Here is a 17,420-nt window from a genome sequence, read left to right as displayed (position 1 = left end):
GCATGGTCGCCGTCTTTTCGGGAGCTCGCTCTCTCATGTCCATGACCTCGCTGTTTTCCTGGTTCGAGCGCCGGCTCAACCCCTATCCTGAGACAGCGCCGAAGCAGCCGCCGAAGGGGCTTTTCGCCTTTTGCTGGCACTATACCCGGCCGGCCTGGCCCTGGCTGCTGGTGCTCGGCCTCTGCTCGATGCTGATCGCGCTGGGCGAAGTGCTGCTCTACCAGTTCCTTGGCAATATCGTGGACTGGCTGAGCCACGCCGATCCGCAGACCTTCCTGTCGAGCGAAGGGCTGCGCCTGATGCTGATGTCGGGCCTGGTGCTGATCGCCCTGCCGATCATTGGCGCCATCCATAGCCTGACCATGCATCAGGTCCTGGCCGGCAACTTCCCGATGATCGCCCGCTGGCAGATGCATCGCTTTCTACTGCGCCACTCGATGAGCTTCTTCGCCAACGAGTTCGCCGGCCGGGTCGCCACCAAGGTCATGCAGACCTCGCTGTCGATCCGCGAAGCGGTGATCAAGATCATCGACGTCTTCGTCTATGCGTCGAGCTTCTTCGTCTCCATGCTGGTGCTGGTCATCGCGGTGGATTGGCGGCTGGTGCTGCCGCTGGTCGCGTGGATCGTGATCTACATCGTCATTCTCAGCCTGTTCATTCCGCGCCTGCGCAAGCTCTCCAGCGAGCAGGCCGACGCGCGCTCGCTGATGACCGGACGGATCACCGACAGCTACACCAATATCGGCACGGTGAAGCTCTTCTCCCATGCAGGTCGCGAGGAAGCCTATGCCCAAGCCGGCATGAACGGATTTCTCGACACGGTGCACCGGCAGATGCGGCAAATTACCCTGCTCAACATCTGGGTGGACATCAACAACGCGCTCGCGCTCTTTGCCGTCGGCGCCTGCGGCATCGGCTTCTGGCTGAGCGGCTCGGTGTCGGTTGGTTCGGTGGCGGTTGCCATCGGTCTGGCCATGCGCATCAACGGCATGTCGCAGTGGATCATGTGGGAAGTCGCGGCGCTGTTCGAGGCGATCGGCACCGTTTATGATGGCATGTCGATGATGACGCGGTCCCATGAGGTCGTGGATGCCGAGGACGCCAAGCCGCTCGTGGCGACGCGCGGCGCCATTCGCTTCGACGACATCCGTTTCCACTATGGCAAGGCGGGCAAAGGGCTGATCGAAGGCTTGGCGCTCGACATTGCCGCCGGCGAGAAGATCGGACTGGTCGGGCGCTCCGGCGCCGGCAAGACGACGCTGATGAACCTGCTTCTGCGCTTCTACGATCTGGAAGGCGGGCGCATCACGGTCGACGGCCAGGATATCGCCAAGGTGACGCAGGACAGCCTGCGTCAGGCCATCGGCGTGGTGACCCAGGATACGGCGCTTCTGCACCGCTCGATCCGCGACAACATCGCCTATGGCCGTCCGGAGGCGAGCGACGCGGAGATCATCGATGCGGCCAAGCGGGCCAATGCCTGGGACTTCATCGAGGGCCTGACCGACCTGCAGGGCCGCAACGGGCTCGACGCGCATGTCGGCGAGCGCGGGGTGAAACTGTCCGGCGGCCAGCGCCAGCGTGTGGCGATCGCCCGCGTCTTCCTGAAGGACGCGCCGATCCTGATCCTGGACGAAGCCACTTCGGCGCTCGACTCGGAAGTGGAAGCCGCGATCCAGGAAAACCTCTTCGCCCTGATGCAGGGCAAGACGGTGATCGCGATCGCCCACCGCCTGTCGACGCTGACCGAGATGGACCGGCTGATCGTCCTCGACCACGGCCGGATCGTCGAGACCGGCACCCACGACGCCCTGGTCCGCCAGGCCGGCCTTTATGCCGACCTCTGGTCCCGCCAATCCGGCGGCTTCCTGACGGAAGACGACGGGACGGCCGAGGCGGCGCAGTGAGAGAAGAGACCTCCCCCGTGGGAAAGCGCGGGGGAGGTTCTTGTTCGGCCTGGCGAATGTCCAATCCCTGCCATACGCATGGCCGGCATGGTGTCATGCAGCAGCTTTCAGCAGCCAGGCATCATGATTTTTCAAGAAGACGAGCAGATGGTCGTCATAATCCTGAGTGACCGCTGAACGAACACTGGGCCGGGCCGACAGAGCGGCACGCCAACCAGCGACACGCGGCATGCCTTCGAAGATCCCGGTCGGCGAGATCCTGTCAAAAACGTCGAAGTATCGAAAGATCGGCGCGAAGACCGCATCGACAAGGCTGAACCGCTCGCCATCAAAATACGGCCCGTGACCCAACTCTGCCTCGACCCTCCGAAATTTTTCAATCAAATGATGGCGCTTCGCGGCATAGGTCTGGGCGTCTTTCGCCGTTTCGAATCCCCATAGATCCGAGAGCACAGACGAACCAAACTCCATCCACGCTCTGTGACGCGCGCGTATCAGACAATCGTCCGGGTGGAGCGGCGGGCCGAACGGCATATCCTCCACATATTCACAAATGACATTGCTTTCGAACAGCACCGTCTGCTCATCCAAATCGCGCTGCACAAGCAAGAGCGGCACCTTGCCCAAGGGCGACAGAGAAAGGAACCAGTCCGGCTTGGCCGAGAGATCGACATATTGCCGCTCAAACGGGATGCCTTTTTCCAAAAGCGCTATCGCCACTCTTTGGACATAAGGGCAAAGGTGATGGCTGATCAGGGTCAATTTCTCGTCAGACATAATCGGGCTCCCAATTAGATGCAAGTGCATCTATTTGATGGCTTGCCCAGGCAGTCAATATAGATGTATCTGCATTTATATCGATGGACCGACGAGACGCGAAAATGAAACCCTCGCCTGCCGTAACGAACGCCTGGATTTCGATCATGCGCACGCAGCAACTCCTGCTCGCCGCGATGGAACGTGCCCTCAAAGCAGAAAATCTGCCGCCGCTCGGCTGGTATGATGTGATGCTGGAACTTTCACGCGCCGAGAGTGGACGGCTACGACCTTTCGAGATCGAGGAGAGGACGTTGATGGCTCAGCACAATCTCTCTAGACTGCTCGACAGAATGGAGAAGGCGGAGCTGGTTGAGCGAGCGGTTCATGCTGAGGATGCGCGCGGCCGGTGGGTGATCCTGACAGCCAAGGGACGTGCGATGCAGGCGGCCATGTGGCGCGTTTATGCTGCGGCGTTACAGCGGCATGTGGGCGAGAAGATTGATGACGAACAGGCGAGCCAGCTCTCAGACTTGATGTCTCGGCTCACGCGCGGGCTGTGAAGACGAGTTCACGGCGTCGCTTACGTAGCACCCGTCGTTTCGCATCAATATGAATATTGTCAGCTTGCACTCACGAGTTTTGCGCTTTCCGCGCCTCACGCCGCATGCCGCGCCATCAGCTGCGCCAACACGGCCTGGGCTTCATCGCCGTCTTCCGGTTCAGCCAGGACAGGACGCTTTTGCACCGCGTGCCAGGTCATCAGCTCCATCCGGCCGTCGAAATGCTCGGCCACGGCGGTACAGCTTTCCACCCAGTCGCCCGTGTTGATGTAGCGCACACCTTCGATATCCTCGATCAGCGCGTGGTGGATATGGCCGCAGATCACGCCGTCGGCGCCGGCGCGGCGCGCGTCGTCGGCAACGGCCTTCTGGAAGGCGCCGATGAAATTGACGGCATGCTTGACTTGCAGCTTGGCCCAGGCCGAGAAGGACCAGTAGGGCAGGCCCAGCCGGCGGCGCACGGCCGAAAGGCCGATATTGATGACGATGGCCGCATCATAGGCCCAGTCGCCGAGATAGGCGAGGATGCGCGCATTGCGCACGACGACGTCGAACTCGTCGCCATGCAGCACCAGATAGCGCTTGCCATCGGCCGCCTCGTGCATATGCCGGGTCGCCACCTCGATGCCGCCGAAGTGCACGCCGGGGAAGTCGCGCAGGAACTCGTCGTGATTGCCCGGAATATAGATAATCCGCGTGCCCTTGCGCGCCTTGCGCAGAAGCTTCTGCACCACGTCATTGCAGGATTGCGGCCAGTACCAGCTGCGCTTGAGACGCCAGCCATCGACGATATCGCCGACGAGAATGATCGTCTCGGCGTCATGATGGCGCAGGAAGTCCAGAAGATAATCGGTGCGGGCGGCCTTGGAGCCCAGATGCACATCCGAGATGAACAGCGTGCGAAAGCGGCGCTCCTCGGACGGCTTGTGGATGGCCGGTTTGTCGATTGCGCGGTTGGTTTCGGCCTCGGCCATGGTCTGCACCTCGTTCTGGCTACACCCCTTGCAAGCTTGAAAACCAGACTCGTGTTTCAGGAGCATGACACGCAGCGCAACGCAGCCATGCAGCCATGAAAACGACCTGTACGATCCACGCTAATCATGCCAAAACGCGGCCCTACCAGACGATCAGAAGGGTGAGAGAGCATGAGCAGCGGCGACAAGACCATTCCTGGCGACAAGCATGTCCGCACAGCCAAGCCTTCGCCCACCAGCGGCGATCTCGACGCACAGGCGCTGTTCTTCCACCGCTATCCGCATCCGGGCAAGTTGGAGATCCAGCCGACCAAGCCGCTGGGCAACCAGCGCGATCTAGCGCTGGCCTATTCGCCGGGCGTCGCAGCCCCCTGTCTCGCCATCCGCGACGATCCGCGCACGGCGGCCGATTACACGGCCCGCGCCAATCTGGTCGCGGTGGTGTCGAATGGCTCGGCCGTGCTCGGGCTCGGCAATATCGGGCCCCTCGCCTCCAAGCCGGTGATGGAGGGCAAGGCCGTGCTCTTCAAGAAATTCGCCGGCATCGATGTCTTCGACATCGAGATCGACGCGCCGGAGATCGAGCGCATGGTCGATGTCGTCTCGGCGCTGGAGCCGACCTTCGGCGGCATCAATCTCGAGGATATCAAAGCGCCCGAATGTTTCGAGGTCGAGCGCCGCCTGCGCGAGACGATGAACATCCCGGTCTTCCACGACGATCAGCATGGCACCGCGATCATCGTTGCCGCCGCCGTGCTCAATGGGCTGGAGCTGGCGGGCAAGAAGATCGAAGACGCGAAGATCGTCACGTCAGGCGCGGGCGCAGCCGCGCTTGCCTGCCTCAACCTCCTGGTCAATCTCGGGGTCAAGCGCGAGAACATCTGGGTGCACGACCTCGAAGGCCTGGTTTATGAAGGCCGCGAAGTGCTGATGGATCCTTGGAAGTCGGTCTATGAGCAGAAGAGCGACAAGCGCACGCTGGCCGATTCCATTGGCGGCGCCGATGTCTTCCTTGGGCTTTCGGCCGCCGGCGTGCTGAAGCCGGAGCTTCTGGTGCAGATGGCCGAGCGGCCGCTGATCATGGCGCTTGCCAATCCGACGCCGGAGATCATGCCGGAGCTGGCGCGCGCCGCGCGCCCGGACGCGATGATCTGCACGGGCCGGTCGGACTTCCCCAACCAGGTCAACAACGTCCTTTGCTTCCCCTATATCTTCCGCGGCGCGCTGGATTGCGGCGCCTCGACCATCAATGAAGAAATGAAGATGGCGGCGGTCCGGGCGATCGCAGGCCTGGCGCGCGAAGAGCCGTCCGATGTCGCTGCCCGTGCCTATAGCGGGGAAACGCCGATCTTTGGACCGGACTACCTGATCCCCTCGCCTTTCGACCAGCGCCTGATCCTGCGCATCGCGCCGGCGGTCGCCCGCGCCGCTGCCGAAAGCGGCGTCGCCACGCGGCCCATCGCCGATTTCGACGCCTATCTCGACCAGCTCAACCGCTTCGTCTTCCGCTCCGGCTTCATCATGAAGCCGATCTTCACCGAGGCAAAGGATGCGCCAAAGAATCGCGTGATCTTCGCAGAAGGCGAGGATGAGCGCGTGCTGCGCGCGGCGCAGGTCCTGCTGGAAGAAGGCACGGCGCGTCCAATCCTGATCGGCCGTCCGCAGATCATCGAGAACCGGCTGAAGCGCTACGGCCTGCGCATTCGTCCGGAGACCGATTTCGAAGTGATCAACCCGGAAAGCGACAGCCGCTTCCGTGACTATGTCGACGATTATTTCGCGCTCGTCGGTCGCCTCGGCGTCATCCCGGAAGCCGCGCGGACGATCGTGCGCACGAACCAGACCGTCATCGGCGCGCTCTCGGTCAAGCGCGGCGAGGCCGATGCGCTGATCTGCGGTGTCGAAGGCCGCTACAACAAGCACCTGCGCGATGTCTCGCAGATCATCGGCAAGCGCGACGGCGTCCTGGACTTCTCCGCCCTCAGCCTGCTGATCCTGCAGCGCGGCGCGATCTTCCTCACCGACACCTTCGTCACCTTCAATCCAAGCTCTGAAGAAATCGCGCAGAAGACGGTGATGGCGGCCCAGGCCATCCGCCGCTTCGGCATCACCCCGCGTGCAGCACTCGTCTCGCATTCGAATTTCGGCTCGCGCGAATCCGAGAGCGCCTCGAAGATGCGCAGGGCGCTCGAAATCCTGCGCGAGATCGCGCCCGATCTCGAAGTGGATGGCGAAATGCACGGCGACTCGGCGATTTCGGAAGTTTTGCGCCGACGTGTCATGCCCGACAGCACGCTGACGGGCGAAGCCAACTTGCTGGTCTTCCCGAACCTCGACGCCGCCAACATCACACTCGGCGTGGTGAAGAGCATGATGGACGGCCTGCATGTCGGGCCGATGCTGCTGGGTTCGGCCCAGCCTGCCCATATTCTCTCGCCGTCCGTGACCTCGCGCGGCGTGGTCAACATGGCAGCGCTGGCCGTCGTCGAAGCGACGCATCCGGTTTAACGGGAACCGCCGCGCGGTGGCGTCGCTGCCGCGCGTCCGGCTCGGGCTTGTCCGGAGCATCTGCAAATGGGCGATTTAATCAAATACAGGCGATCCTAGGGACACACCCGAGGACGACGATAATGTGGCGGAAAGCAGACCTTTGCGTCAGCCCTGCCGTTCCAGCCGCCGCATCTGAAAACCGGTCTTGGTCTGTGAAAAGCCGGCGCGCACGCGCAGGCTCCAGACATTAAGCTTCTCCTGCATCTGCCCGATATCCTTCTGAAAGCGCGATTTACGGCCAGCGCACAAGAGGCGGCATGGAGGACAGAATGCTGTCGACATTGCCGCCGGTCTTCAGCCCGAAGATCGTGCCACGGTCATAGAGCAGGTTGAATTCGACATAGCGGCCGCGGCGGATCAATTGCTCCTCGCGGTCACCATCCGTCCAAGGCGTCTCGACATTGGCACGCACCAGATCGCAATAGATCGCGCGGAAGCTCTCGCCGACGGCGCGGGTAAAGGCGAAATCCGCCGCCCAACCGCCAACCTCTTCAGACGAATGCAGCCAGTCATAGAAGATGCCGCCGGTGCCGCGCGGCTCGTTGCGGTGCTTGAGGAAGAAATAGTCGTCGCACCATTCCTTGAAGCGCATGTGATCGGCCACGGCATGGGCATCGCAGGCCGCCTTCAGCGCCGCGTGAAAGCGTTGCGTGTCGATGTCGTCCTGTCTGCGCCGACGATCGAGAACGGGCGTCAGATCAGCGCCGCCGCCGAACCACCGGCTGGTGGTCACCACCATGCGCGTGTTCATGTGCACGGCGGGCACGTTAGGATTGACGGGGTGGGCAATCAGCGAGATGCCTGAGGCCCAGAAGGCCGGATTTTCCGAGGCACCGGGGATCTGCGCCCGAAATTCCGGTGAAAACTCGCCGTGGACGGTCGAGGTGTGCACGCCGACCTTCTCGAAGACCCGGCCTGACAGCATCGACATCACGCCGCCACCACCCGCGCCGCCGTCGCGTGCCCAGGGCGTCCGCACGAAGCGGCCGGGCGCGTCAGTGCCGGCGTGATGCGCCTCTTCCAAGGCTTCGAAATCGGCGCAGATGCGGTCGCGCAAGGTCTGGAACCACGCTTCGGCAGCCGCCTTCTTCTCTTCGATATCGGCGGGCAGGCCTTGCGGCAGGTTCGGTCGGTCCATGCTCGTCTCCTCATGCGCCACCGGCATTGCCTGCACTGGGTCGTCAGCTTCTGAAGGCTTGTTCTCGGCCTTGTCCTTACCCTGCCTTCCCTCGCCTGCGAAGCCCTTTTGCAAGAGGCCTTTCGGTGTCATAGTCCGTAATGACAGGTATTTTTTCCTGAAATCACCGCACTGGACTCGCCAAACGTCATCTAAATCCCTATCTTCTGTCGATGAAAGCGACCATTTCAAAAGCGAAGGCCCGTACGGGCTGGATCGGCACGAGAGAGCTCTCGATGAAGGACAAGGCGAGACTGTCCACAGGCCGCCCGCCGCTGGACGGGCTGAAGCGGCAGATCGCGCGCGGCCGTGCCGAGACAGGCACGGGTGATGCGCCGGCGCGCCGCAAGGTCGACAGCTTCATTCGCGAGACCTTCCTGCTGCGGCGCGAGGCTGCGCGGGAAAAGGCGCGGGAGTGGTTCGAGACGTGGCCCAAGGCCGCCTATTGGACCGAAGTGGAAAGCTGGCGCATGCTGGATGGCGACCAGATCGAGTTCACCATGCGTCGTCTGCCAACGGCCGATTGAGCGTCGGCTCGGCTCGATCGATCGTCGCACCGTTGCAGTTTCAAAGCCGCTGAAATAAGCTGACCCCGTTGTGAGGAAACGAACGGAAGGCAGGCGGTATGTCGAAAGACGTGTCGACAGCCGGGCCATGGTCGCTGGGGCCTTTAGGATCCCTGCAGCCACAGCGTCCCCGTCGCCCCCTGCCGAGCCGGAATGGAAACGCATGGCTCACTGCGTTTGTCCTGGTTTCGCTCGCGCTCCATCTGCTTTTTCTGCCAATCCTGCTCCGGCCTTTGCCGAAGCCGCCAGCCCCAGCCGATGAAGGCCTCTCTGTCGACGTGGTGACGCTGCCCGAGCGCCCGCCGCAACCAAGCTCCATGCCGCCTTCCGACACACAGACAACCGTGAGCGGGACTGAGAGCGCCGGGATCGAGATGCGCGTGCGCGAAGCACAAGACGCGACGTCGAAAAACGGGGAAGTGCCAGACGCAGCCCCACCGCCGCCTTCTCCTCAAGCACCCGCTCCAACATCCGCCAGCCCGCCGCCTGTGCCGGCTGGCGAGGATCAAGCCGGCAGCAAGCTGCCTGATCTCCCGCCGGCAAAGCGGCTGTTTTCCGAAACGATCCTCAAGGATCCGCGCAGCCATGGTGCGGTGAAAGCCCTGCGCGCCCTGGCACCGGACGACCGGATCGAACAGCTCTGCAACATCGAGGCCATGGAGCAGATCCATCGGCTCCGGCCAAGTCGGCGGCCCGACTTCATCATCGCCTATGCAATCAAGCCGCCGGCGCTGTCGGGCGCGGTTTTCACCGCCGATGGCGCGGCCTTTCATGATCGCAAGCACTGGGTCCGCATGCGCTATCGCTGCGGCGTCTCGCCGGACCATGCCAAGGTCACCCAGTTCGCCTTCGCCATCGGCGAGGATATCGCTGCCGATCAGTGGAGCAGCTATTCCCTGCCGACGGAGGACGGCGCCTCGGATTGACGGCATGACAGCCGGGCCACCGCACGTCTTGTTCGAACACTCCTGCCGGGCAAGGCATCAATCGCGCCAGACGACCTGCCGCATTGCTTCGCCGGCGATCATGGCGGCGGAAACCGCAACATTGAGCGAGCGCTGGCCCGGCTGCATGGGAATGAGAATGCGTGCATCGGCACCCTCATGCACGGCCTCAGGCACGCCGGCGCTTTCCCGGCCGAAGAGCAGGATGTCGCCATCGCGAAAGGCAAAGCGCGTATAGGGCACGGCCGCCTTGGTGGACGCCAGCACCAGCCGCCGGCCTTCGGAGCGCCGCCAATCCTCGAAATGCGCAAAGGTGACATGGCGCGTCAGCGTCGCGGCGGCAATATAGTCAAGGCCCGCACGCTTGAGGTTGCGATCGGAGGTATCGAAACCGGCTGGCTCGATGATATCGACGGACAGGCCGAGACAGGCTGCCAGCCGCAGAATCGTGCCGGTATTGCCGGCGATGTCGGGCTGGTAGAGGGCGATGCGCAGACGGGTCATGAATGGGAAAGGCAGCTTCTGTCAATGTGTTCGGGCAGACGACTGATGGAAAGCATCAGCAGACGATCAGATCGCCGCGCTACGCAAAAGCAAGTGGATCCACGTACATCACCACCGGCGAGCCGACGCCGCCGCTCATCCGTGCCTCATCGATACGTTGAGCGCATTTGTAGCCATACTGGTCTCGGCACACCAGATGCCGCGGCAACGGGAGGCGGCTTTACTTGAGGCGGCCGCCCCTTTCCAAACTGGCCAAACACGGCCTTACCCAGACATCCTGCGGGCCGACACGTATATCGGCCCGAAGGTCACTCAGCCGTTGACGACAAGTCGCTTTTCATCGCGGCCGCCCTTCATCCGCTCGGCGAGCAGGAAGGCCAGTTCGAGCGCCTGGTCAGCGTTCAGACGCGGGTCGCAATGGGTGTGGTAGCGGTCGGCGAGATCGGCTCCGGAGAGCGCGCGGGCGCCGCCGGTGCATTCGGTCACGTCCTTGCCGGTCATCTCGATATGAATGCCGCCGGGATGCGTGCCTTCCGAGCGATGGATCTGGAAGAAGCTTTCGACTTCGTTCAGGATCCGCTCGAAGGGGCGCGTCTTGTAGCTGTTCAGCGTGATCGTGTTGCCGTGCATCGGATCGCAGGACCAGACGACCTTCTTGCCTTCCCGCTCGACCGCGCGGATCAGGCGCGGCAGATGGTCGGCCACCTTGTCATGGCCGAAGCGGCAGATCAGCGTAAGCCGACCAGCCTCGTTGGTCGGGTTCAGAAGGTCGATCAGCTCCAGCAGGCCGTCGGCGGTCAGCGAAGGGCCGCATTTCAGGCCGATCGGGTTCTTGATCCCGCGGCAATATTCCACGTGGGCGTGATCGGCCTGGCGGGTGCGGTCGCCGATCCAGATCATGTGGCCCGAGGTGGCGTACCAGTCGCCCGAGGTCGAATCCACACGCGTCAGCGCCTGCTCATAGCCGAGCAGCAGCGCCTCATGGCTGGTGAAGAAATCGGTTTCGCGTAGGCTCGAATTGTTGTCCGAGGTGATGCCGATGGCCTTCATGAAGTCCATGGTTTCGGAAATCCGGTCGGCCAGCTTGCGGTAGCGCTCGGCCTGCGGGCTATCCTTGACGAAGCCGAGCATCCACTGATGCACGTTCTCCAGATTGGCATAGCCGCCCATGGCGAAAGCGCGCAACAGGTTCAGCGTTGCAGCCGACTGGCGATAGGCCATCAGCTGGCGCTCCGGATTGGCAATCCGGGCCTCAGGCGTGAACTCGATGCCATTGATGATGTCGCCGCGATAGCTGGGAAGCTCGATATCGCCCTGCCGCTCGATATTGGACGAGCGCGGCTTGGCGAACTGGCCGGCAATGCGGCCGACCTTAACCACAGGCTGCTGGGCGCCGAAGGTCAGCACCACGGCCATTTGCAGGAAGGCGCGGAAGAAATCGCGGATCGTATCGGCGCCATGTTCGGCGAAGCTTTCGGCGCAATCGCCGCCCTGCAGCAGGAAACCATGGCCCTCGGACACCTGGGCCAGCGCCTTTTTCAGGCGGCGTGCCTCGCCGGCAAAGACGAGCGGCGGGAAGCTTGCCAGCTGAGCCTCAGTCGCCTCCAAAGCGGCAGCGTCCGGAAAGTCCGGAACCTGCTGGATCGGCTTGTTACGCCAGCTTGTCGGGGTCCAGGTCTGTGCCATTGCTCTAACCATTCGTTCGGGGATCGTGCGGCGATCCCGGTCGTTTTCAAGTGGGCGGCTTATAAACCTTAACGGCGCTTTTGCCTAGAGCGCACAGGCGCCTGATCAACCCCCAAGCTCAGGGGCCGATCTCTCCTGTGAAGTGGGCGTCGGCTGATCGGCGTCGCAGCCGAGGATCGCAGAGAGGAGGCCGGGAAAAGCCCGTTGAAGCGAAGCCTGTGGAATCGAGATCATCCGTCCGGAGCGCAGATCGAATATGTCGAATTTCGATCAGACGAACCTGGCATCCCTGCCTGCATTCTCGTGACGCTGGCTTTGCGCGCCGGCCGCATTGGCACCGGCCTCTTCGCCAAGGCCTTCGACTCGCAAACCCTCGAAACGATGCGCCTGCGCTCGGAAGAGACCTGCCAGCCGCTCCAGAACCAGGCGCACCTCCGGCCGGCGGCGTTCGTCATCATGGGCGACGAGATGAACGGCGTGATCCAGATCGTGGATCGGCTCGCCGATCCGCTCCAAATCCGGCAGGCCATCGCCCAGGAAGACCGGTAGAACACCGATTCCGGCGCCCGCGCGGATCAGCCGGCAGAGCATGTCGGGCGTCGTCGTCCAGGTGAAGATCTGGCCTTCATGGTGGCGAAAGACCCAGCTGTCAGCGGGCGTGCGCGCCGCTTCCGTGCCGATCGAGACGAAGCGTGAAGGCCCATTACGATCCCGGTCATGGCGACCATAGAGCGCATAACGCATCAGCCCCAGCCGGCGCACCGCCACATTGCCCGCAACGGGTGGCGCAGGCAGAAGCGTGATGTCGATGGCGCGATAGGCGAGATCGATGCCCTCATGGGCGGAGCGACAGCACAGGCGAAATTCTTCAGTCGCACCACGCAAGGTCTCGACATGGTCAGCCATGAAGCGCGCCAGCCAGCCATCGGCGGCAAGCGTCACGATCGGCGTGGAAAACGCCTCCTGCCGCCAGCTCTCAATGCGCTCGGCCGCCGCCTGCATGGCGGCAACGTGGGAGAGAAGCGCCTCGCCATCCGGCGCCAGCCGATATCCCTGCTGGCTGCGCTGAAAGAGCGTCCGGCCCAGAGCCCGCTCCAGAGCCAGCATTCGCCGGCCGATCGTGGGCGCGCTCAGTCCCGTGCGCTGCGCGGCAAGCGACAGGGCGCCCTCGCGGGCCACCGCCAGAAACAGGCGGAAATCGTCCCAGCCGGCCGGCTCGCGCTCACCGCGATGCCCGAAGGCAGGGTCGCCTGTTGGGGTCTCCCCCGGCCCTCCCATCTGCATGCCCCTCTTGTCGCTCATCGCGCCCGTCATCCGACCCCAAACAGCGGTGGCAAAGCCGCCGAACCTCACGAGCATTATAACCGGTTTCGAGAGCTTGGCAGTGCTTCACGGATGAAAGGGGGCTTTCATCGGCTGGTCTACGCCTGAGCGCGCCAAGGGCTTAGCTAGGAGATCAGGCATTGAACGAGGACACCGCCATGCGTGACCAGATTCCCCTTAGTCTTCCCCTGCCCGGCCACACCCTGACACGTCCTGACCTGCGCGACCCGCTCGATCGCGAGGCGTGGCAAGGCCTGCTTTGGCTGATCGAGCTGCCGTTGCGGCTGAAGGCCTGGCAGTCAGCCCGCGCGCGCCGGGGCGAAACGCCCGACGGGCGCGGGAGCCGAGCGTCCTATACCCGCGCGCCGTTCTTCAGCCGGTAGCTCGGGCTATACATGGTCACCAGCTCTTCCGCCGCCGTTGGATGCACGGCCATGGTGCGGTCGAAATCGGCCTTGGTGACACCGGCTTTCAGCGAGATGCCGAGGAGCTGGGCCATCTCGCCGGCCGCATGGCCGAGCACATGGGCGCCCACCACCTTGTTGTCGGCGGCGTTGACCAAGAGCTTCATGATCATCTTCTCGGTGCGACCCGACAATGTTGCCCGCATCGGCCGGAATTCGGCGCGATAGACCTCCACATCCTCGAAGCACTGGCCGGCCTCCTCTTCCGTCAGGCCCACGGTGCCGATCTCCGGCTGGGAGAAGACGGCGGTGGCGATCAGGTCATGATCGGGCGAGGTCGGGTTGTTCTTGTACTCGGTCTCGATGAAGCACATGGCCTCGTGGATCGCGACCGGCGTCAGCTGCACGCGGTTGGTAACGTCGCCCAACGCGTAGACACCCGGCGCGCTGGTGCGCGAGAAGGCATCGACGATGATGGCGCCTTTCTCGTCCACCTTCACACCGGCGGCCTCCAGACCAAGCCCCTTTGTGTTGGGCACGCGGCCAATCGCTTCCAACACCTGCTCCACCTGCAGCGTGCCGTTGTTGCGCGTCTCGACCTTCAAAAGGTCGCCCGCGCCGCGTGCTACGGCCGTGATCACGTCGCCGCAGAGGATGCGGATGCCCTTGGCTTCCATCTCCCGATGCAGGCCCTGACGCATGTCCTGGTCGAAGCGCGACAGGATCTCGCGTCCACGATAGATCAGCGTAACCGCCACGCCGAGCCCCTGGAGAATATTGGCGAACTCCACCGCAATATAGCCACCGCCCTCGATCAGCACCGATTTCGGCAGAGCCGGCAGGTCGAACACCTCGTTGGAGGTGATGCAGAGCTCATGGCCGGGCAAATCGCCATGCGGGGTCGGATGGCCGCCGACGGCAATGACGATGCGCTCGGCCGTCACCGTGCGGCCATCGGAGAGCAGCTTGATCGTGTTGGGGCCGACGAGTTCGGCGCGGCTGGCGATCAGCTCGGCACCGGCATTGGTCAGCCCCTTCTGGTAGAGCCCCTCCAGCCGGGTGATTTCGGCCTCCTTGGCCGCCACGAGCTTGGTCCAGTCAAAGCCGATCTCCCCGACGCTCCAGCCAAAGCCCGCCGCGTCCTCGAAGTCCTTGGAGAATTGCGAGGCGTAGACATAGAGCTTCTTCGGCACGCAGCCGCGGATCACACAGGTGCCGCCGAAGCGGAACTCTTCCGCGATGGCCACCTTCTTGCCAAGCGATGCGGCGAGCCGCGCGCTGCGCACGCCGCCGGAACCGCCGCCGATGACGAAGAGATCATAGTCGTAGGATGGCATGGAAAGCTCCCGGATGGGGTCTAAAGAATAGGGACAGCCGGCAAGAAGCCGGCCTGCAGCACTGGGACGGTCTTAGACGAAGTCACGTGCGCCCGAAATCGATTCGGCGGACTGCCCGACAAATTTCATCTCGTCCGGCCAGCGTCAGGAAGAAGATGTGGTTGCCTTGGCGCCAAAAGAAAAGCCCGGCATCCTCCAAAGAGGCCGGGCTTTGTAGAAATTCGGTGCCGTAAGGCCAGTCAGGCGATCAGGGCTTGGCGGCGGCAGCCGGCGGCGTCAGCGTCTTGTCCAGCGCCTTGCTCGTCTCTGTCTGCAGGTCGCGCGAGACGCCGGCAGCCCAGATGTCGGCAGCCTTCAGCATTTCGCGGGTGGCGATCGGGCCGTCGTTCAACAGCTTCTTGCCGGCAGCGGAATTGTAGAAGGTGGCAATGGCGTTCAGCTCGTCGACGCTGAAGGTCTTGGCATAGATGGTCGCGGCTTCGCGCTCAAGATCGGCGCGGCGGGCAGCCAGCGCGATCGCCTTCTCATCGACGGTCTTGTTGATCAGCGATTCGTAGTTCGGCGAGGACTGGATCAGGCTGGTCTTCAGCCGTTCGGCGAGATTGGGCAGGATATTGTCAAAATTATTGGTCGCGCCGATGGCTGCGATCGCGGCGCGGGCAGCCTTCAGCTGCTCATCCGTCACGTCCTGGGCACGGGCGCCGGCGCTGAGCGCGGTGGTCAGAACGAGCGCGGCAGCCAGAACGCGGCCGTGGCGTGCGAAGGAAATCATGAATGGAACTCCTGTCTGTTGACGAGTGGCCGGTTCATCATGCGCCCTGGCCGCTCCTGTCTTGATAGATGTGGTTCTCGACCGGATCCTCGGCCCAGCGTCACGCGGCCTTGGCGTCGAAACGCGGGCCGTCAGACACGCTATGCCGGAACCGCGCCCGCTAAGGCGTCATCACCCGCGCCCCGTCCGGACCCGCAATGACGGCCAGCGAAGCGATACCGATGAAAAGCCCGTGCTCGACCACGCCCGGAATGCGATACAGCGCGTCGGATAGCGCCTCTGCATCAGGAATACGGCCAAAAGATGCGTCGAGAATGAGATGTCCGCCATCGGTGGTATAGGCACCGTCGCCGGTGGACCGCAAGGCGATCTCCCCTGAAAGACCGCAGCGCGCGGCGGCCTTCTCGATGGCGATCCGCGTTGCCGTGAGCCCAAAGAGATTGACCTCGATCGGCAGCTTGAAGGCACCGAGCGTATCGACGACCTTGCTCTCGTCGGCAATCACGATCATGCGCGCGGAGGCGGTGGCGACGATCTTCTCGCGCAGAAGCGCGCCGCCGCCGCCCTTGATCAGCCGAAGGCGAGCATCCAGCTCGTCAGCCCCGTCGATGGTCAGGTCCAGTTCCGGCAGCTCATCGAGCGAGCGCAGGGGAATGCCGAGTTCGACGCAGAGCCTTGCCGTCCGCTCGGAAGTGGGAACGCCGAGCACGGATAGCCCCGCCTCGACCTTCTCCGCCAGGAGCCGGACGAATTCCTCAGCCGTCGAGCCTGTCCCGATTCCAAGGCGCATGCCATCTTCGACATGGGCCAGAGCGGCTTCGGCCGCTTTGATCTTCATCTGACGGGCGTCCATGCGCCGTCTTCTCCCTTAACAACATGCCGCTCAGGGTCGTCTGCCCCCTAGCCTCGCGAACATGCGATAAAACACAGATACGAAGCCTGGCAAGCCCGAGGGCGGAAATCATCCACCTCTTGAACCAAAACCCGTCGCCTTGCCACAAGCCGACAGGCTGAGCCGGGCTGAAGGTTTACACGGCGGCTTGCCCAAGCGAAAGAGCCAATCGCCGCCCTCGCCCGCCTCGGCGATGGGCGGCGCGGCGGTTGCGGCCAATCCCCCGCGCGTATCGCCATTGCCAGCCGGCTCCCGATCTCCTACAGCCGTGGCAACAGCCGGCGCGTGCCGCCGCCTCTTCGTTCCAGGAGCCCGCCGATGCCCGCCGAAACCGCCTCCGCCGCGCCCAGCAACACCGCCACCGGCACTGATCCGCGTGCCCCCGCGCTCGTCGTCTTCGATCTCGATGGCACGCTGATCGACACGGCGCACGATCTGGTCGACAGTCTCAACCATGCGGTCACCCAGGCCGGTCTCGAACCCGTCAGCTACGAGGACCTGACCTTCCTCGTGGGCAGCGGCGCGAAAGCCATGATCGAGCGCACCTTCGCCTTGCGGGAGCGCCCGCTCTCGGACGAGGATCTCGCCTGGCAGATGGCGGAATTCGTAGCCCACTACCACGCCAACATGCCCGGCGCCTCCAAGCCTTATGACGGGCTGATCGAGGCGCTGGACCGGCTGGAGACCGAGGGCTATGCCTTTGCCGTCTGCACCAACAAGATGGAAAAGCTCGCCAGGACATTGCTTTCGACGCTGAAGCTCGACCATCGCTTCAAGGCGATTACCGGCGGCGATACCTTCGACGTGCGCAAGCCCCATGCCGAACATCTGCTTGGCACGATCCGGCTGGCCGGCGGCGATCCGGCGCGCGCCATCATGGTGGGCGACAGCCTGAACGACATCCTCGCTGCCCGCAACGCCAAGATCCCCGTCATCGCCGTCCCGTTCGGCTATTCCGACGTGCCGATCGAAACGCTGAAACCCGATGTGATCATCAAGAGCTATGACCGGCTGACAGGCGACATGGTCGACGGGCTGATCGGGAACTAAGCTTCTGACTTTGCG

Annotated in this window: 16 protein-coding genes; 7 read left to right on the top strand and 9 right to left on the bottom strand. The window is 63.4% G+C overall.

What is annotated here, in order from left to right:
* Positions 1-50: 50 nt before the first annotated feature.
* Positions 51-1,907 (top strand): ABC transporter ATP-binding protein, encoded by a 1,857-nt coding sequence (locus tag BMX61_RS15130; RefSeq protein ID WP_075626568.1) that lies wholly within the window; start codon positions 51-53, stop codon positions 1,905-1,907.
* Positions 1,908-2,000: 93 nt separating this feature from the next.
* On the opposite strand, the gene BMX61_RS15125 is transcribed toward BMX61_RS15130, so the two are convergent.
* A complete protein-coding gene (locus BMX61_RS15125; protein WP_075626444.1) occupies positions 2,001-2,684 on the bottom strand; it encodes a glutathione S-transferase family protein in 684 nt (227 codons plus the stop codon).
* Positions 2,685-2,767: 83 nt separating this feature from the next.
* On the opposite strand from BMX61_RS15125, the gene BMX61_RS15120 reads away from it, so the two are divergent.
* Positions 2,768-3,226 (top strand): MarR family winged helix-turn-helix transcriptional regulator, encoded by a 459-nt coding sequence (locus tag BMX61_RS15120; RefSeq protein WP_092742804.1) that lies wholly within the window; start codon positions 2,768-2,770, stop codon positions 3,224-3,226.
* Positions 3,227-3,321: 95 nt separating this feature from the next.
* Here BMX61_RS15120 and BMX61_RS15115 read toward each other — a convergent pair whose 3' ends face one another.
* The gene (locus tag BMX61_RS15115; RefSeq protein WP_075626446.1) at positions 3,322-4,200 is read right to left on the bottom strand and encodes a UDP-2,3-diacylglucosamine diphosphatase; all 879 of its coding nucleotides are present in this window, start codon (positions 4,198-4,200) and stop codon (positions 3,322-3,324) included.
* Positions 4,201-4,371: 171 nt separating this feature from the next.
* Here BMX61_RS15115 and BMX61_RS15110 point away from each other — a divergent pair, with 171 nt between their 5' ends.
* The gene (locus BMX61_RS15110) at positions 4,372-6,708 is read left to right on the top strand and encodes an NADP-dependent malic enzyme (RefSeq protein WP_075626447.1); all 2,337 of its coding nucleotides are present in this window, start codon (positions 4,372-4,374) and stop codon (positions 6,706-6,708) included.
* Between the two features lie 274 nt (positions 6,709-6,982).
* On the opposite strand, the gene hemF is transcribed toward BMX61_RS15110, so the two are convergent.
* Complete coding sequence (gene hemF, locus BMX61_RS15105) at positions 6,983-7,888, bottom strand: oxygen-dependent coproporphyrinogen oxidase (protein WP_075626569.1); 906 nt, start codon at positions 7,886-7,888, stop codon at positions 6,983-6,985.
* A gap of 275 nt (positions 7,889-8,163) precedes the next feature.
* Here hemF and BMX61_RS15100 point away from each other — a divergent pair, with 275 nt between their 5' ends.
* Together BMX61_RS15100 and BMX61_RS15095 are read left to right on the top strand one after the other, a co-directional pair.
* Positions 8,164-8,454 (top strand): hypothetical protein, encoded by a 291-nt coding sequence (locus BMX61_RS15100; RefSeq protein WP_075626448.1) that lies wholly within the window; start codon positions 8,164-8,166, stop codon positions 8,452-8,454.
* A 383-nt stretch (positions 8,455-8,837) separates the two neighbouring features.
* Positions 8,838-9,419, top strand: a complete 582-nt coding sequence (locus BMX61_RS15095) for a DUF930 domain-containing protein (protein WP_170854951.1) — start codon at positions 8,838-8,840, stop codon at positions 9,417-9,419.
* 57 nt (positions 9,420-9,476) lie between these two features.
* Here the strand turns inward: BMX61_RS15095 and BMX61_RS15090 are convergent, their stop codons facing one another.
* From BMX61_RS15090 to BMX61_RS15080, 3 genes are all read right to left on the bottom strand, one after another.
* Positions 9,477-9,941 carry a tRNA (cytidine(34)-2'-O)-methyltransferase gene (locus BMX61_RS15090; protein ID WP_075626450.1) on the bottom strand — a complete coding sequence of 155 codons (465 nt, stop codon included), beginning with the start codon at positions 9,939-9,941 and terminating at the stop codon, positions 9,477-9,479.
* A gap of 312 nt (positions 9,942-10,253) precedes the next feature.
* Positions 10,254-11,627 carry a class II 3-deoxy-7-phosphoheptulonate synthase gene (locus BMX61_RS15085; RefSeq protein WP_075626451.1) on the bottom strand — a complete coding sequence of 458 codons (1,374 nt, stop codon included), beginning with the start codon at positions 11,625-11,627 and terminating at the stop codon, positions 10,254-10,256.
* Positions 11,628-11,897: 270 nt separating this feature from the next.
* A complete protein-coding gene (locus tag BMX61_RS15080) occupies positions 11,898-12,929 on the bottom strand; it encodes a LysR family transcriptional regulator (protein ID WP_075626452.1) in 1,032 nt (343 codons plus the stop codon).
* A 161-nt stretch (positions 12,930-13,090) separates the two neighbouring features.
* Here BMX61_RS15080 and BMX61_RS15075 point away from each other — a divergent pair, with 161 nt between their 5' ends.
* Positions 13,091-13,333: a hypothetical protein gene (locus BMX61_RS15075; protein WP_139198940.1), complete on the top strand. Its 243-nt coding sequence runs from the start codon at positions 13,091-13,093 to the stop codon at positions 13,331-13,333.
* Here BMX61_RS15075 and gor read toward each other — a convergent pair.
* The 3 genes from gor to rpiA all read right to left on the bottom strand — a co-directional run bounded on the left by gor (position 13,303) and on the right by rpiA (position 16,316).
* Complete coding sequence (gor, locus tag BMX61_RS15070; RefSeq protein ID WP_075626454.1) at positions 13,303-14,691, bottom strand: glutathione-disulfide reductase; 1,389 nt, start codon at positions 14,689-14,691, stop codon at positions 13,303-13,305. The two genes, BMX61_RS15075 and gor, sit on opposite strands and share 31 nt — an antisense overlap.
* A gap of 247 nt (positions 14,692-14,938) precedes the next feature.
* Positions 14,939-15,463, bottom strand: coding sequence for a DUF2059 domain-containing protein (locus BMX61_RS15065; RefSeq protein WP_075626455.1), 525 nt, complete (start codon positions 15,461-15,463; stop codon positions 14,939-14,941).
* Between the two features lie 160 nt (positions 15,464-15,623).
* Entirely contained in the window at positions 15,624-16,316 is a 693-nt protein-coding gene (rpiA, locus tag BMX61_RS15060) for a ribose-5-phosphate isomerase RpiA (RefSeq protein WP_075626456.1), read from the bottom strand.
* Positions 16,317-16,673: 357 nt separating this feature from the next.
* Here rpiA and BMX61_RS15055 point away from each other — a divergent pair, with 357 nt between their 5' ends.
* Complete coding sequence (locus BMX61_RS15055) at positions 16,674-17,405, top strand: HAD family hydrolase (protein WP_075626457.1); 732 nt, start codon at positions 16,674-16,676, stop codon at positions 17,403-17,405.
* Positions 17,406-17,420: the final 15 nt, after the last annotated feature.

This window comes from Xaviernesmea oryzae, from assembly GCF_900109605.1.
Taxonomy (GTDB): domain Bacteria; phylum Pseudomonadota; class Alphaproteobacteria; order Rhizobiales; family Rhizobiaceae; genus Xaviernesmea; species Xaviernesmea oryzae.
The sequence above is the reverse complement of the archived record's forward strand: the minus strand, read 5'-3'. Positions and strand labels throughout refer to the sequence as shown.